The sequence below is a fragment of the Streptosporangium carneum genome, from assembly GCF_027922005.1.
GTDB lineage: Bacteria > Actinomycetota > Actinomycetes > Streptosporangiales > Streptosporangiaceae > Streptosporangium > Streptosporangium carneum.
Genome location: NZ_BSEV01000010.1, coordinates 29272 through 42610, shown reverse-complemented (window position 1 = coordinate 42610; position 13339 = coordinate 29272). Strand labels below are relative to the sequence as shown.

Annotated in this window: 13 protein-coding genes and 1 tRNA gene; 2 read left to right on the top strand and 12 right to left on the bottom strand. The window is 65.9% G+C overall.

All coding sequences use genetic code 11. From position 1 onward, the window contains the following. Positions 1-64: 64 nt before the first annotated feature. The 7 genes from PKF00_RS22040 to PKF00_RS22010 form a co-directional block, all read right to left on the bottom strand. Positions 65-916, bottom strand: coding sequence for an HPP family protein (locus PKF00_RS22040; RefSeq protein ID WP_271219490.1), 852 nt, complete (start codon positions 914-916; stop codon positions 65-67). A gap of 243 nt (positions 917-1159) precedes the next feature. After that, positions 1160-1771, bottom strand: coding sequence for an SMI1/KNR4 family protein (locus PKF00_RS22035; protein ID WP_271219489.1), 612 nt, complete (start codon positions 1769-1771; stop codon positions 1160-1162). Positions 1772-2071: 300 nt separating this feature from the next. After that, complete coding sequence (locus PKF00_RS22030) at positions 2072-2740, bottom strand: beta/gamma crystallin family protein (protein WP_271219488.1); 669 nt, start codon at positions 2738-2740, stop codon at positions 2072-2074. 343 nt (positions 2741-3083) lie between these two features. Continuing rightward, positions 3084-3854, bottom strand: coding sequence for a DUF899 family protein (locus tag PKF00_RS22025; RefSeq protein ID WP_271219487.1), 771 nt, complete (start codon positions 3852-3854; stop codon positions 3084-3086). A 215-nt stretch (positions 3855-4069) separates the two neighbouring features. Next, entirely contained in the window at positions 4070-4900 is an 831-nt protein-coding gene (locus PKF00_RS22020) for an SDR family oxidoreductase (RefSeq protein ID WP_271219486.1), read from the bottom strand. A 19-nt stretch (positions 4901-4919) separates the two neighbouring features. Then, positions 4920-5573: an HAD family hydrolase gene (locus tag PKF00_RS22015; protein ID WP_271219485.1), complete on the bottom strand. Its 654-nt coding sequence runs from the start codon at positions 5571-5573 to the stop codon at positions 4920-4922. A gap of 760 nt (positions 5574-6333) precedes the next feature. After that, positions 6334-6981 (bottom strand): hypothetical protein, encoded by a 648-nt coding sequence (locus PKF00_RS22010; protein ID WP_271219484.1) that lies wholly within the window; start codon positions 6979-6981, stop codon positions 6334-6336. Positions 6982-7050: 69 nt separating this feature from the next. On the opposite strand from PKF00_RS22010, the gene PKF00_RS22005 reads away from it, so the two are divergent. Next, positions 7051-7608 carry a site-specific integrase gene (locus PKF00_RS22005; protein ID WP_271219483.1) on the top strand — a complete coding sequence of 186 codons (558 nt, stop codon included), beginning with the start codon at positions 7051-7053 and terminating at the stop codon, positions 7606-7608. A gap of 35 nt (positions 7609-7643) precedes the next feature. Here PKF00_RS22005 and PKF00_RS22000 read toward each other — a convergent pair whose 3' ends face one another. The 3 genes from PKF00_RS22000 to PKF00_RS21990 form a co-directional block, all read right to left on the bottom strand. After that, a complete protein-coding gene (locus PKF00_RS22000; RefSeq protein ID WP_271219482.1) occupies positions 7644-8120 on the bottom strand; it encodes an NUDIX hydrolase in 477 nt (158 codons plus the stop codon). A gap of 703 nt (positions 8121-8823) precedes the next feature. Then, positions 8824-9477 carry an HAD family hydrolase gene (locus PKF00_RS21995; RefSeq protein WP_271219481.1) on the bottom strand — a complete coding sequence of 218 codons (654 nt, stop codon included), beginning with the start codon at positions 9475-9477 and terminating at the stop codon, positions 8824-8826. 232 nt (positions 9478-9709) lie between these two features. After that, a tRNA-Arg gene (locus PKF00_RS21990) sits at positions 9710-9782 on the bottom strand. A 1009-nt stretch (positions 9783-10791) separates the two neighbouring features. Here PKF00_RS21990 and PKF00_RS21985 point away from each other — a divergent pair. Beyond that, positions 10792-11874, top strand: a complete 1083-nt coding sequence (locus tag PKF00_RS21985) for a D-alanyl-D-alanine carboxypeptidase family protein (RefSeq protein ID WP_271219480.1) — start codon at positions 10792-10794, stop codon at positions 11872-11874. 117 nt (positions 11875-11991) lie between these two features. Here PKF00_RS21985 and mscL read toward each other — a convergent pair whose 3' ends face one another. Further along, entirely contained in the window at positions 11992-12396 is a 405-nt protein-coding gene (gene mscL / locus PKF00_RS21980; RefSeq protein ID WP_271219479.1) for a large conductance mechanosensitive channel protein MscL, read from the bottom strand. Positions 12397-12477: 81 nt separating this feature from the next. Further along, complete coding sequence (locus tag PKF00_RS21975; RefSeq protein ID WP_271219478.1) at positions 12478-13152, bottom strand: RcpC/CpaB family pilus assembly protein; 675 nt, start codon at positions 13150-13152, stop codon at positions 12478-12480. Between the last annotated feature and the right edge of the window lie 187 nt (positions 13153-13339).

The window sequence follows — 13339 nt, the reverse complement described above, 5'->3', positions numbered from 1 at the left end:
GGCAGATCGGGGCTGGGTTTCCGCCGGCGGCGGAGGCACTCAGGATCTTCGGCGTCGGTGGTCGTCACCACCAGTAGGTGGGGTAGCGCGGTGTCACCCCGCTGCGTCCGATGAGCATGCCGAAGATCACCAGGACGACGGTCGCGGCGACGAGTATCGGCAGGAACGGCACCAAGGGCTGCTGCTGGGCGACCACGATCGTCGCGGTGGCGGCGGCGGGCGAGTGCGGCGTACGAGTCAGGGCCGTGACCCCGAGGGCCAGGCCGCCGGCGACGGCGGCGGCCCAGATGGAGGAGCCGGCGACGGCCAGTACGGCGAAGCCGGTGAGCGCCGCCAGCAGCTGACCGCCGATCACGCTTCGCGGCTGAGCCAGCGGCAGAGTCGGCGCGCCGAAGACCAGAGCGGCGCTGGCGACGAGCGGGGGCATCAGCCAGACCTGGTCCAGCGCGGCGCCGAACGCGACCAGGGTGACGAGTGCGATCGTGGCGCCCGCGGTGAAGACAGCGATGGCAGCCGTCTTCGGCCGGGCAGGCGCACGGCTTCTGAGACCCTGCCAGGCGTCTGCCGCGGTGGTCCCGCCGGACGCCGCGGTGGTCCCGCCGGACGTCTCGGCTTCTCCGCTCGCCGGCGGGACGAAGGTCGCCTTCTCGTCGTCCTTTTCGAGGACATCCGAGTACGCCACACAGGCGGTTCGCCGGGAGCGCGGCGGCTCCACCCGGGTCTCCGGATCCAGCGTGGTCTCGACGGGCCCGTGCAAGTGCACCCTCTCTCCCCGTGAGATCTCCTTCGTCTCCCCGATGGCCCGCGGATCGAGCCGCATGGTCTCCAGGCCCCTTCCCAGTCCGGACGCGTACGACAGAAACGGCGTCGTCTGCCCGCGCGTCCGGCCGGCCGGGAAGAAGTTACGAACCCCCATAGAAAATCTCCTGCGATCTCGGCATCCATTGCCAAAAGTCGCAGAACGCCCTTGTGTCTCACTTGAAGGTCAGCAAAAACGCCTGGTCACCGGGCGAACGCCGCCCAGACGGCGGGTCATCGGGTGTTCCACTCGAGGGACGCACCGTCTCGTGCCCTCGTTCGGGACGAGTGCGGCGACCAGACGCGCCTGCGCCGGTTCTTCCACGGCGAGGCCGAGGTCGTCGGCGGACCACAGGAGTCCCTACGGAGCCTCTACGTACTCCCGCAACTGACTGTTCATGAGATCCCAGAAGGAGCGGCAGCGTTCGGCCCCGGCCAGCCAGGGCGCGAGGTACCACGCCTCCCACTCACCATCCGGGGTTTTGATGTGAGGGTTGAGGAGATATGTGCCGTCGTCGTACTCGCCGATCTGGAGAGTGTCCGGCAGGTACTCCGGCCGGAGATGGACCGTGTCCTGCTCTTCCCCATAAACGAAGTAGTCCTCATCGGGCACACTCACGGGCTTCCAGTCCGGGGATGACCACATGTCGGCCAGCCCCGGATCGAGATCACGAAGCCAGCCGATCCCAGTGAGCGGCAGCAGGGGGCCACCGGCGATGCCGTACTCGTCCCAGCCGTTGGTGACCTGGAGGAATTCCCTGTAGCTCGGCGGCAGACGGACACCGAGGCGCTGCTCGTGCCGTACGAGCTCGGATTCGGCGGCCCCCGGCGAGCCCGGCCAGTTTTGGGAATCCTCAGCTGTGAGGTGTTCGAGGTCATCCCCGTACGCACGCTCAACGGCCAGCCGGCCCACGTGTCGTAGAAGGTCGCGCCAGGGGAAAAGCGCGTCACTGGGGACATGGAGGATGCTCATGGGGCATACCGTACGACAACATGATCAAGAGGGCTCGGCCGATGCGCGGCACCGCCCAGCCGGCCAGGCGGTGACCGCGCCACACCCCCTCGGCCCTGCTCGGTCCGGGAACAGTCCTCTGGGCCCTGTTCGGCCGGTTCCGACACGCCCTTGTTCCGTTCGATCAGCCGCCGCCGGCAGGTCATGCCCGAGCCGCACCCCGGCTCTTGGGAGAGGCGCTCCCAGGAGATGCCGGTGTGCGGCACGAACAGGATGTCTTGCGGGGACAGGCGGCCGTTCAGCCGGCCGAGCGACGAGCGCCTACTCGTTCGGCATCCAACCGATCTGGGCGGAAGAGGCCCGGTCGTTCATTCCCTTGAGCTTCCCAAGCTTGTCGAACCGCTGGGTGTAGGAACCACCGAAGTATGTGTGCTCGTAGAGCAGGCCCCGGCAGCCCTCAAAGGTTTGGATCGAGGAGATCCTGTCGTTCCATCCGTACGCCAGCTCCGCGTACTTGTAAACGTTGTAGTTTCCGTAGCATCCCTGCTTGCTCGCGAACATCATGCTGGAGCCCTGATAATTCTCGTGCTCCCACGCGGTGGCGACACGGATCGGGTACTCGTCCGCCTGCGCGCTCACTTGCTTGTTGGCCCGGTTGGCGGCGTCGATGCGGCGGTCGAGGTCGGCGCGGTCGGCGCTGGTCATGGTGGCGGGGTCGGGAGCGTCGGTGACCCTCCCTCCGGTGACGTCGGCGACGGCCTCGGCGAAAGTGCGGTAGCAGGTCGCGTTGACGGGGCGCTTGCTGGTGCTCGGGCGGATCACGCAGTGCTGCTCGCCCTGCGGGGTCTGCCCGACGCCGCTGGAAGAGGCGGAAGGAGAGTCGGAAGGCGAAGGGGAGGGGGACGGGGTGGCGCCCGCGGCGGGCGCGAGGGCCAAGCCGAAGGCCGCGACCGTGGAGACCACGGCGGCGGACAGGACGAGGGAACGCATGGGTCGATCACCTTCCGAACAGCGATGAGACGGTGCGGGGCCCGTTGCCTCCGTCACCGCCCACAGGCTGTCATCGAGGTCATCTGAAGATCAACATCTAGGAATCGACGCTGGAATGAACGGCACGAAGATCTTCCGCTACGAGGACAAGCCGGTCACAGGGCAAGACGGCTACCGCTTCCACGGGCACTTCCTCCGAGCTTCGGCAGGTGACAGCGCGTTGAACGCCCCGCCCCGAAGGACGCACCGGATCGGGGGTCCGAATCGCTCCCGAACCTTGCCGAAGAACGCCTCTCGACGCGGAAGGCCGCTCCGGTCGAGCGCGGAGTTCTTGGACGCTCACTCAGTGGCGGTGCGGTTGGTGATGATCATCGGGTGAGGTGCCGAGGTCGTCGTTGCGTCCGGCCTCGATCCGTGACCACTGGGCGGTCGGTCGGCCGTCCAGCCGAAACCGGCCACCTTTGGAACCCCAATGCTGAGGCCAGCCGTCCGGCGAGTCCTCCCAGAACTCCTGTCGGCCGTGGACGGTCAGATCCAGCAGTCCGTACGACGGCGCCATCGGTTCGTTGCCGCGGCCGGTGGTCCAGTAGGTCTCGTAGACCTTGTCGTCGTCCCGGAGACAGGTGACCAGGATGCCGAAGTGCCGGTTTGCGACCAACCGGTCCACGGCGTCCTGCGGCACCGAGTACCAGGGAATCGTCCAGTCTGTGAAGTCGCGATAGCGAGAGCTCTCCTCGTACGGTCCCTGACAGAAGGTGGCGTAGCTGACGTCCCGCGAGTGCAGGTAGGACAACTCGTTGATGTGGGCCGTGGAGAGGGTGCAGCCCTCGCACTGCTCCGCCGCGGGCCTGCCGGTGTGCCACATCTGGAAGTAGGCGATCAGTTGGGACCGGCCGTCGAAGACGTCGACCAACGGCACCGGACCGTCGGCTCCGATCAGCGGAGTCTGCGGATCGACTTCGACCATCGGCAGCCGACGGCGTTCGGCGGCCAGGGCGTCCCCGGCCCTGGTGTGGGCCTTCTCCCTGACCCGGAGTTCGTCGATCTTCGCCTGCCAGGTCTGCCGATCGGCGATCGGTGGAAGGGGGCGTTCAGCTGCTGATTTCTCTGTCATGCGACCTGTCTGACCCAGCTGGAGAGTGCCGAACAGCACCTTCTCGGAGGCGCGTCCCCGCCCTACGGCGAAGCGGTCCCGAAACGCCCGGAAACCGCCCGGTGAAGTGGGCGAACGCCCTCAAGATTGTCCCGTCTGTGCTCCGTGATCACACCTACGGCTGCACACGACCGCCCTCGGCTGCATGGGGACGGACAGGCGCAACGGGCTACTGATCACCGACGCGCCTCACCCAGGAACCGCCGCGCGCCACGCAACCTGGTCCGAAGCCGTCGCTGAGTCATGCCGCACTCCAGACGCACGTCTATCGGGCCGGGCACGCCGCTGTCCGCTCGCAGGCCCGAAGGCAGTCGGTCGGCGTCGAGGCCGTCACGTCGGGCGATGAGCAGCCCCAGCTCGTATCGGCTCATCGCATCGCTTCCGGCGACATGGTGGATGCCGTGATACTCGGACGCGGCGAGTTCGAGGAGCGCCGCGGCGAGATCGGCGACATGCACGGGACACCGCACCTCGTCGGTGAACAGCACTCCTTGCGCCCTGCCGGTGGCCAGGGAGTGCACCAGCGCCTCGTGTGGGGAACCGCCGTCGCCGATGATCAGGGATGTCCGGGCTGTCACCGCGGTCGGCGCGATCGCGCTCACCACCGTCTCGGCGGCGGCCTTGGCCGCACCGTACGGGCTGATCGGATCGGGGACGCACGTCTCGTCATAGCGAATCGCGGCACCGGAGAAGACCGCGTCACTGGACACATGGACCAGCCGCCCACCTGCCGCAGAGGCGGCCAGAGCCACGTTCGCGGCTCCCGTCGCCGTGGTCGCCCAATCCGCCTGCCGGTACGCGGCGTTGATCACCACTTCTGGACGGAACGCGCTGACCAGCGCGTCGACGTCCTCTCGTCGGCGCACATCGAGCGGCGACCACTCAACACCCGCGATCTCTCCTGGTCGGGCGAGGTAGGTCGCGGTCACCTCATGCCCGGCCGCCGAACACTGCCGGGCGAGTTCGCCGCCGAGAAAACCGCTGCCACCGACAATGAGGAATCTCATGGCCGGTCACCATAGTTGATCAAAGGATCACTGCTCTGCAGGCTCTCCATGGCCTCCAGGACATCGGTGACGGTGTGGTCCGCCTCGCGCTCCTGGTCTGCCGGGTGCCTTTGTCGATCCAGATCGTTCGCAGACCTGCCGACCGTCCGTCGGCGACGTCCGCTGTGAGACTGTCACCGACTACCCAACCGCCGCTGGACAGAGCCATCCCGCATCGCTCGGCCGCGATCTCGAACAGCCTCGTTTCGGGTTTTCGGACACCCACGATGCCCGACAGCGCCATGGCGTCCACAGCCTCGGCCGGCCCCGTCCGCCGGATCTTCCTCAACCGCTTGTCCGCCGTCCGGTTGGTCACGATCGCCACTCGCCACCCTGATACCCGTAGGTGAGACAGCCCGCTCAGGACCTCGGGGCGACAGCGGACGATATACGGCATGCGCCTGCGGTACCGGCTCCAGAGTTCGTCAACCGAGCCGGGGAGTCCGAAGTGATCTTTTGTCTTGGTGAAGAACACTTCGCGATGTGGATAGCCGGAACGGTCAAGGCCAATCAGCCGACTCACGCCATCGTGTCCAAGACCGTGTCCCTGGGCGAACTCCACGGCCCAAACGTGGAACTCCTCATCGAGCTCCACGAGGCTGTTGTCCAGATCGAAGAGGGCCAGTCGTTGCACGGGAACCGAGCCCGTCCGGCGCTGCCTCCTTGGCTCATGCGCTCCGTGCCGATGCTCATTCGGGTGACCTGAGCTGGCAGAACAGCTCCAAGATCATCACGTGCACGCTCCGCGACCACTGACATACAGCTGCCCGCAGGGGCGTCTGGCTACCTGTGGCTGTTAAGAGGAAGACGTGCGAAGCCCCAGGTGGATCGGGGTTTTCGCTGGTAAGAAGAGTGCCCCGGCATGACTCGAACATGCGACACCCGCTTTAGGGGAGCGGTGACCGTACGGTCAGCTTATGGGCTTTGAGCTGTGCAAACACTTCGTGCAGCCTGCACCGTCTACGAGATTATCCCGCGGATGTCCCGCATCCGTCGAGTGGGGTCGTCAGCAGGATGACCGTTCGCTCTTCAGGCGGAGCGATCGCCCTCGTCAGGCTGCGGACATCATGGTCAGAGGGGGACGGTGGCCGGCGTGAGCCTGCATGTGGGGACGTTGCTGTCAACGCTGCTGTCACATGGATCAGAGGAGAGCAGCCACAGAGCACCCCCAAATCACCAGAGCACTTTGTTACGAGTCAACGGCGGGGCCGCGATCCCGAGCTTTGTGCGCTGGTCAGGCGTGTGATGGTACGCGGAGCGATATCAGATCGGTCCCGCAGAAGGAGCCGCACACGAAGGACTTGCTGGTACCGGCGGGACCCGCCGGTACCGCCTCCAGGAGAGCGAAGTGCCGCTTGACGTGCTGGAGAAACTCGTTCACGCGTTCATCGACGTCATGCTTCGTGTGGAACGTGGTACAGGGTTCGCGTTGATGCGAACCAGGCACGGTCGATGAACCGGCCGGTGATCCGTCCTGCCATGCACATGTAGCGGTCAAAGGTTTCAGCGTCGCTGATTTCGTCGCTGAGCTCCAGTCCGCTCGCGTGCGCCTCGAACTCAGGGACCTCCATCCATCCCCCAGGGGAGGAAGGAGGGAATATCTCTCCACGGTATTCCCTGTCATAAGTGTACAGCAGTTTTCCGGGATCGGCCTCTTCCACATAATAGGCTTCGAGTACGCGTTGTCCGTCTGCGCTCAGCGCCTCTATCAGCCGTGGCGGCACCGTTCCGCCGCTGATGGTGAGAATGGTGGACCAGCCGGCTGAGTGCTCTCCCACCCATACGATCAGTTCTTCCAGGCTGGTTTCGTATGATTGCATGGCTGTTTGAAAGTCGCACAATGTGCCGTTCTGGGGATCGACGCCCAGCCGTCGGGCGATCTCGTTGCCGTCTTCCGTGCTTACCCACAGGCAGCTGAACCACGATTCCAGATCGTGTTCGGTCAGCAGATCCCACTGACCTTCCGCAGGAAGGGCGTGACGGGAATTCTGCATCATTGACCTCTTGTCGGTTGGCTTGGGGAAAGTGGAGGTGCGGGCCATACCTGACCCCATACCTCCACTTTGATACACCGACAGGGATGATGACTACGGTACGACGGACCGTCTTTCATGCAGTTCGCGCAGTCGTACGTGGTCAGCCGGTGGCGCAGGACGGCTCCTCGAAATCGGGAAACTGAGGCGTACGCGCTGTTGTCGCTGATCCGGGCGCTGGTGGCTGATGTTCCGGATCGACCGGAGACCCACGAGTCGCGCAGCCTCAGGCACCGGGCGAAGAAGGAAACCAGGGAGATCCCCACCCCGCCTGTCCTGGTCGCCATCCTCCGTGAACACATCGACGCCTACGTCACCGAGGACGACGGCTGGCTCTTACGGACGACCAGGGGAGGTTCCTACTCCAACTCGGCATGCTCCTACGTCTGGCAGGAAGCGCGAGCGCTCGTCTTCACCGATGAGCAGGTGAGGTCACCGCTCGCCGCCCGACCCTATGACTTGCGACATGCTGCCCTGTCCCTCTGGCTCAATGCGGGTGTACCGGCTACTGAGGTAGCCAAACGAGCCGGGCACAGCGTGGAGGTCCTCCACCGGGTGTACGCCAAGTGCATGGAGGGCCGGCAGGAACGGATGAACGGGAAGATCGGCAACGCTCTCGGCGAATGCTTCCCATAGATGCTCGCCTCCAGGCCTCGGCGCAAGCCGGGGCCTCAACCTATGTGCGGCTTGCCCGATCCTTCGAGGAAGTGGCCGATCCGCAGCCGCATTGAGCGGTCCATCGACAGTGAGCAAACCGCGTCCCGCGGCACCCAACGCACTTCCTGGGATTCGTCGCTCAGCGTTGGTTTCTCGTCGACGGCTCGGCTGGCGAGCACGGTAGAGAACTCCTGCAGGGCCTCGCCGTCGCTGGTGTAGAGAATCACGTGCCTGGGATCCGTGTACGTTCCGACAAGACCAGTGATCTCGCACCTGACGCCGGTCTCCTCCAACGTCTCGCAGATCGCGGCCTCGGGCAGGGACTCGCCCAGGTCGATCGCGCCGCCGGGAACGGCCCAGTTGCCGTTGTCGCTGCGACGGATCATCAGGATCTCGCCCGCCTCGTTGGTGACCACGACGTTCACTGACGGAACCAGGCTGTTGGGCTTGGGTGCGGCAGGGGCGTCGTAGAAGTCGATCCGGCGGCTCAAGCTCAGGACTCTACCGACAGGCTTTCATTCCAGAGGTATTCAAAACTTCATCCTGTTCCAGGTGATCGAGTGAAGAGCGTCAGGGTGCAGCTTGAGGCGATCACGAGGGTCCTGCCGCTGGGGGAGAAGCCGACAGCACGCAGCTCGCAGGATTCCTCCCGATGTACGTGCCACCAGGACGAGCCGGCTTCGCCTTGATAGGGGCTGCTGTCGAAGGACAGCATCACGCTCTCGACGGGCCAGTCTGGGGCCACGACATCAACCGCCCAGCCACCGGGTGCGGTGGTGTGCAGACCGCCTCCCCACAGTCCCGCCACGGGCACGGTGATGCCGGACAGCGGACCGATCCCCTCGTGCACGAGTTCGTCAGTGTCGGGCCAGCCGGCGTCAGGGGCCGGGTCACGAGCGATCCGGGCACCTGTAGAGCAGTCGAACAGCCCTCTGCCACTACTTGAGACGACAAGCAAAAGATCACCCTGTCCACTGTGAGCTCTGCCGAATCCGACACAGGACAGGCCGCCCACCGCTATCGGGGCCAGCGGCTGCCAAGGAGTGGGTGGAGGTTGAAGCGGGGCGGTGCGCAAACGGGCGCGGAGTCGCTCCTGATGCGAGGACATGATGCCCATCTTCCCAATCAAGATCTCTTTGAGGCTTGTGGCTCAGGATTCCGTGCCCCGGCTGCAGGCCGGCAGCCTTCTGAAGATCATTTGCTGACGGTGCAAAGGATCTCCATCGCGTCGATCACGTCAGTGACCACGTAGTCCGGAGAATGCTCATGGCCGACCCCGGCTCCGCGGTCGATCCAGACCGTTCGCAGGCCTGCCGTGTGTCCTCCGCCGATGTCCGCGACAGGGTGGTCTCCGACCATCCATCCTCCAGCGGCAAGACTCACACCGCATCGCCTTGCGGCGATCTCGAACAGGCCCGTGTCGGGTTTGCGGATGCCCTCGATGCCCGAGAGTGCGTAGCCGTCGACGGCATCGCCCAAGCCCGTTTGCTGGATCTTGCCGAGTTGGTTGTCCGCCGTGCCGTTGGTGACGATCCCGACCCGCCATCCGAGCGCGCGTAGCTCTGCCAGCGCGGCTATGACCTCAGGACGACACTCGACAAGATGGGGCATACGGCGGCGGTACGCGGCCCACAGGTTCGCTGCCGAATTGGAGAGCTTGAACCGCTCGCGCACTTTGGCGAAGAACAGCTCACGATGAGGTAGGCCGTTGCGGTCCAGCTTGATCAGGTGGTCGACGGCTTTCCGGCTGAGTCGATGCTCTTCGGCGAATTCCTGCGCCCACAACAGGAAGGCGGCGTCCAAGTCGATGAGCGTGTTGTCCAGGTCGAAGAGCGCCAGTCGCTGCACGATGATCGATCCTAGGTGAGGCTGACTTCTCGCTGCTGATCGGCGTCCCGGCTGCTATCCGGCTCTGGTCGGCCCGACTGGGGCCGACCTGCGGAAACACGCCAAGATCCATCCCGCGCATATCCCACAGTCGCTGACATGCGACTGCCTACGGCGACACACGGCTGCACAGAGCCAGGGAACAAGAAGCAGAACACACCCAGGTCAAGGGCATGATCGCTGGCCAGAAGAGTGCCCCCGGCATGATTCGAACATGCGACACCCGCTTTAGGAGAGCGGTGCTCTATCCCCTGAGCTACGGAGGCAGGGACTCCCTGTAAGAGTAGCGAAAGTGTGGAGTGGATGTGCGGTTGGAGGGGGGTTGGTTGGCGATCCGCAGGTTATTGGTTCGCTGAGCTGCGGTAAAAGGGCGGCAACTGGCTGAGTGTCGTGGGGTGTGGGGTGGCTAGGGTCGCGCTCTGTGATGGAGCGGCGACGGAGGCGGATACGGGGGCATCGCGCGCTGCGGCCGTTGGTGCTGTGTGGGGCGATGTTGGCGCCCGCGCTTCTGGCCGCGGGTCTTCTGGTGGCGGAGCTCACCGGATACCGGGCGGCTGTTCGAGGGGTCGTCGCCGGAGGAGACCGCTGGGAGACCGGAGGGGATCCCTGGGAAGAGGGGGGATCCGGGTCTCTGGGAGGGGAGAGGCTCGGGGAGTTCGGGCAGCTCGGGGAGTTCGGGCAGGAGGAGGGGCTCTGGGAAGGTGGGGAGCCTCTGGGGCTGGCGGGGGACGGGGAGGGCGGGGTGTCGGGAGGCGGGGCCCCTGAGGGTGGGGCCGCCATGCTGCCGGTCGCGGCCGCGCCGGTTCGAGGCGCGGTGCTCGAGCCGAGAGTCGTTCCTCCTCCCTATCGGCCCAAGCGGGTCTACGGGGGCTGGACGCCGCCGGTGGTTTCTGTGGACAGGAGGCCTCCCGCGGCTGACACGTCTACCGGGAAGACGCCTCCATCGGTCACACGGAGGGTTGTGCCACGCGAATCTCAGGCGCCGCATGTGAGGCAGGCGCCGCGATCTGAGCGGCCGGACGAGGCGTTCGGCTGTCCGGGTGAGTGGCGAGAGACCTGGTTGTGGGAGGTCTGTAAGGAGCAAGCGCGACGAGCGACCTGAGTGGCAGGAGAGCTAAATGGGGTGTTCGGCACATATCGGCTGCAGTGAGTCCGACCCAGGTACTCGGCGAGCTGTAGTAACGTGCGTGCCTGACCCAGGTCACGAGTTCGCAAACGGAGGGGTCGAACGTGCCACCTCGTCGATCAGCGGGTCTGATCGCCGTCGTCGCGACGATGTCTTCCCTTTTTCCTGGGGCGGCTGCCGCGAGCCACGGGCGAACGGAGTCCCGGTCAGTCGCCGCCGCCGAGTCGACGCCCCTCGCCGGAACGACGAACCTCGCTGAGCGGCTACGTGAACCCGTCAACCTCACCGAGCTGCGCCGTGAGGCGGAGAAGGCGGCCAAGGACCTTGAGGCCGCCACGAAGGCCCTGGAGCAGAGAAGAGCCAAGATCCAGGCCTCGGAGAAGGAGCTCGCCGCCAAGCTGCGAGAGCTGCAGGTCGCGGAGAGGGCCTTCGCCCAGGTGCGGCAGCCGCTGTCGGACCTGGTCAGCCAGTTCTACCAACGGCCCATCGGCGGCGACGCGGCTTTCTTCCTGTCGGGCGACTCCGACGCCTCGACCCTCAGAGCCATGGCCGACGTCAGCCAGCTTGTGGCCGAACGTAACCAGGTTCTCGATGACGGCGCCCGCCTGCAGGCCGAACGGGAGCGGCTGGCGGCAGAGGCGCAGGAGTTGCGGGCGGGCAACCTCCTGGCGGAGGCCCAGATGGGCGCCGAGATCGAGACACTCAGGACGCGTTCCTCCAAGATTGTGAAGTCGCTGACCCAGGCGCTCGTGAAGCTGGGGGTCAAGGTCGACAAGTCCGGGAACCCCGCGGCGGGATGCGCCCCGACCAGAGCGGCCTCGTTGAACGAGTTTCCCAACGGTCTGATCCCGAAGGCCTATCTCTGTCCGCTGCAACAGCGGGGCAACGAGTTGCGAGGCGACGCGGCGCTCGCGTTCATCAGCATGAACGAGGCGTACAAAAGGCGGTTCGGCAGGCCCATGTGCGTGACGGACAGCTATCGGAACCTTGCCGAGCAGCAGTCGGTCTACTACCGCAGGCCAGGTTTCGCCGCGGTCCCCGGCCGCAGCAACCACGGCCTCGGACTCGCCGTCGACCTGTGCGGAGGGGTGGAGCGGTTCCGGTCGGCGGAGTTCAACTGGCTGGAGGCCAACAGCAAGAAGTTCGGGTGGATGCATCCGAGATGGGCCTATGTCAGTCCTTTCGAGCCGTGGCACTGGGAGTATGACCCGAAGCTCGGGTCTCTGCTGTAGGCATCGCACAGAACAGGGAGCGGGGGCTCCGCTGGTTGCGGAGCCTGACTGTGCCTGATTTCCGGTGTGAGGTCGATGGGGCGAGGTTTCCTGCGGCGACCTCTCCCGCGGGCGTCGTCATGGGACCGGAACGACCGGAGAGGTGCATCTGGCGCAGCGTACGGCGGCCCTGGGGATCTCCGACAGACACTCCGGGCAGTCACGCAGCACGCTCTCCTCCTGTCTGGTGAAGCGGGCCGAGAGGCTCTCGTAAGGGCGGACGACGAGGAAGTAGATGACGGCCGCCACCATCAGGAACGAGATCAGGGCGTTGAGGAAGAGTCCGTACCTGATCTCGCCCGCGCCGATCCGCAGGGTGAGAGCGGAGAAATCCGGCTGTCCGCCGATGGCGGCTATCAGCGGGGTGAGGACGTCCTTGACGAAGGAGTTCACGATCGCGGTGAAGGCGGCGCCGATGACCACCGCGATGGCGAGGTCCACCACGTTGCCGCGTAACAGGAACTTCTTGAATCCACTGATCATGGCCACCCCTCACTCCGGGCTCCTGGCCGCCGCCCGTGTGTCGGCGTCACAAGAGAATGATTACTCTGAGTGTTGAGAAAATCACCTTACGCGAGAACCGATGGTGATCGACAGGCGACCACCCGCCTGGGCCGAGGCCAGTTCCACAGCCTGTGTCGAGGTGGTGGCCAGCACGACAAGCGCGTCCCGGTCCGGCTCGCCTCCTGGAACGGCCAGCACGGTGACGTCCTCGGCCACGGTGCGGGCGGGAGCGGAGCCGTCCCAGGTGGAGGGAGCGGCGAGCACGTCCACGACGTCGCCGGGAGACAGCAGGCGCGCCGTCTGCGGATCGGCGACGCGGACAGGGGTGGCGACTCTTCCCGGTCCCTGGGTGGCCAGCAGGCCGGGACCGAGAAGACGGACGTCCGTCAGCGGTTCCCCGCGTCGCATGGGACTGGTCAGGATTTTTCCGGCGATCGGTGTGCCGGGCCTCAGAGCGCCGTCGGGGACCGTGCCCGGACGTAGGGCGACGGCTTTCAGGTCGGTGACCCCCAGCGTGCCCCCGGAGAGGTCTCTGGCCGCGGCGAGCACGGTCACCGACGCGGTTTCCGGCCTCAGCCCGAGCACGGCGCACATCATTGCCAGAGCGGCGACGACGGTGGCGATGAGGCGGTGGCGTCGACCGCCAAGGCGGCGGACCGCGGTGAGGCGGCGGACGGGGGAACTGCCAGTGTGGTTGAGGGGGGAGTTGGGGGCGGAGTTGTGAATGGCGCGCATGAATGACTCCGTCAGGCGGGAAGAGTCGGGTGTCGAGGTGGCCAAGTGGTTGAACGGGCGGCTGGCTGGGTTTGAGCATCCAGGCGTGAGGGCGTGAGGGCGTGAGGGCGTGAGGGCGTGAGGGCGTGAGGGCGTGAGGGCGTGAGGGCGTGAGGGCGTGAGGGCGTGAGGGCGTGAGGGCGTGAGG